The organism is Lentiprolixibacter sp. (assembly GCF_982873095.1).
This window is the reverse complement of sequence record NZ_CEYNTP010000324.1, coordinates 1-2,476: the sequence shown is the minus strand read 5'-3', so window position 1 is coordinate 2,476 and position 2,476 is coordinate 1. Positions and strand designations below refer to the sequence as shown.

General features: G+C 47.6%; 2 protein-coding genes. Both read left to right on the top strand.

The genetic code is table 11. From position 1 onward, the window contains the following. The first annotated feature begins 347 nt into the window (after positions 1 to 347). A complete protein-coding gene (locus AC4E7D_RS13900) occupies positions 348 to 1,451 on the top strand; it encodes a CapA family protein (protein WP_490174378.1) in 1,104 nt (367 codons plus the stop codon). A gap of 48 nt (positions 1,452 to 1,499) precedes the next feature. Further along, positions 1,500 to 2,324: a CheR family methyltransferase gene (locus AC4E7D_RS13895; protein ID WP_490174377.1), complete on the top strand. Its 825-nt coding sequence runs from the start codon at positions 1,500 to 1,502 to the stop codon at positions 2,322 to 2,324. Positions 2,325 to 2,476 lie beyond the last annotated feature (152 nt).

The window sequence follows — 2,476 nt, the reverse complement described above, 5'->3', positions numbered from 1 at the left end:
ATCACTGATTGTGATGGATTTTTCTTTTACGTAGAACGAAAAACTTGTTTTATCGTTCGAAGTAAAAGGGAAATTAACGGCGAAGCCGTTGGATTTTCTATTTTCAGGAGCGAGCGCAGTGAGGATCATGTAGATAATCCTCCTCTTTTGGTTTGAACAGGGCTTTGCGCACCGTAACGAAGTGAAGGTGTGGAGCGCGTGAGGATCATGTAGATAATCCTTCAAATCCCATTTTCTTTTTTTGTTTTCAACACGCAACGTCCCGAAGTCCTCCTTACTGACCTAAATCATTCCCCGGGTCCCCGTACTTCTCTAATTTATTTGCCATCATTTTAAGGCACGCTATCTTGGATAAATCGATCTCCATCTTTCTATCAGGTGATGTAATGACCGGTCGGGGTATTGACCAGATATTGCTCCACCCCTCTGATCCGAAAATTTACGAGTCCTATATAAAGAATGCCAGGGACTATGTTAAACTGGCAGAGCAACATAATGGCCGCATCCCAAAGCCGGTAGATTTCGGTTACATCTGGAATTACGGCCTGGGGGTGATCAAAGAAGCGGACCTCAGGATCATCAATCTGGAGACCAGCATTACAAAGAGCAATGATTATGCGGATAAGGGGATCAACTACCGTATGCATCCCGATAATATCCCGTGCCTGACCAGTGCTAAGATCGACTGTTGCGTCCTGGCAAATAATCATGTACTGGACTGGGGAGAGAAAGGGTTGCTGGAAACCTTAGGAGCGCTTGAACAAGTGAATATCCAAACTGCCGGTGCTGGTCGCAATGATAGTGAGGCTAAGCAACCGGCCGTACTCTCTGTGGTGGACAAAGGTACTGTCCTGGTATTTGGGTATGGGATGCCTTCCAGTGGCATTCCAGAAGAGTGGAAAGCGGGAGAAGGAAGACCGGGCCTGAATGTGGTAAACCCTGGATCTGTGGAGGCCATTGAGACGATTGCTCAGGAAATTAAACCCTTTAAAACCAAGGGAAACCTGGTAGTGGTATCCCTGCATTGGGGCGGTAATTGGGGGTATGAGATTACAAAGAGACAGCGAGACTTCGCCCATGAATTGATAGACAAGGCCGGGGCTGATATCATCCATGGGCATTCCTCCCACCATATCATGGGTATTGAAGTCTATAAGGGCAAACCCATTTTATACGGTTGCGGGGACCTTATCAATGACTATGAAGGCATCAGCGGGCATGAACAATATAGAGGTGACCTGGGCCTGATGTATTTCATAGACTGGGATAGGGCACTGGGAAGCCTGGCCTCCCTGCATATGGTTCCGACACAGCTCAGAAAATTCCAATTAAACAGGCCCCGTAAAAAAGATGCCAATTGGTTAAGGGGGGTGCTGAACCGGGAAGGAAAACAATTTGGCACCGAAGCTGTTTGGGTTAATGAGGATACCCTGGCCCTGACCTGGGACTGAATTGCCCGGGAATTTGAATTTTTATTTTTATCCATCTATTAGGCTACAATGACCAACGGTTGTATACAGTTCTTACAATGGGCGCTTCCCCGGATGCGGATGCAATGGGCGGGTTTCCGGAAGGTTCGTAAGCAGGTCTGTAAGCGGATCAGGCGGCGCATGGCCACCCTGGGTTTGGAGGCTTATGAAGACTATCAGCGCTGGCTGGACGCCCATCCAGCAGAGTGGTCCGTGCTCGATGAAATGTGTGGCATTGTGATCTCCAGGTTTTACAGGGACTGGGCAATCTTTGATCATCTGAAAAGTGAAATTTTACCAGCGCTGGCCCGTAGGGCAATGGCCGAAGATCGTCCCCTCCGCTGCTGGTCGGCCGGATGCGCCTCCGGGGAAGAACCCTACACCCTCTCCCTGATCTGGCATTTTGCACTGAAGAAAAAATTTGCGGGGTTGGAGTTTAAGATCCTTGCTACAGACATCAACAGCCGGGTACTGGATCGCGCCCGGGCCGGTTGTTACAGCTACGGCTCCTTAAAAGCCCTGCCAAAAACCTGGTTGTCAACCGCCTTTTATAAAGAGGAGGATACCTATTGCCTTCATCCTGCATTTAAAAAAAACATCGAATGGATTTGTCAGGACATTCGCATAACCCAGCCGGAAGGGCAGTTCGACCTTGTCCTCTGCCGCAATCTGGTCGCTACTTATTTTCAAACCGAACTGCAGCTGATCCTTTTTGATAAAATGAAAGCCCTTCTGCAGCCCAACGGCATTCTGGTCCTGGGAGGTCACGAGAAGTTGCCGGAGGAATTGGATGGAATTTTTGTCAAAGAGCAAAAGCAGCCCATTTATAGGAAGGCCCATGGTGATAAGGTATGATGGTCATCAAAACCACAATGGACAACATTCTATTGAACCAAAATCCCTATCTGGAAACGGCAAGGGATAAAATGCTATCTTAGAATCCATATAACAAGTTGTACACATTTCAATAATCATATGGCATACAAAAAAGTTATAAAAGGGGATGA

Coding starts and splice junctions, on each gene's coding strand:
- AC4E7D_RS13895 (WP_490174377.1), top strand. CDS start 1,500: ATGACCAACGGTTGTATACAGTTCTTACAATGGGCGCTTCCCCGGATG.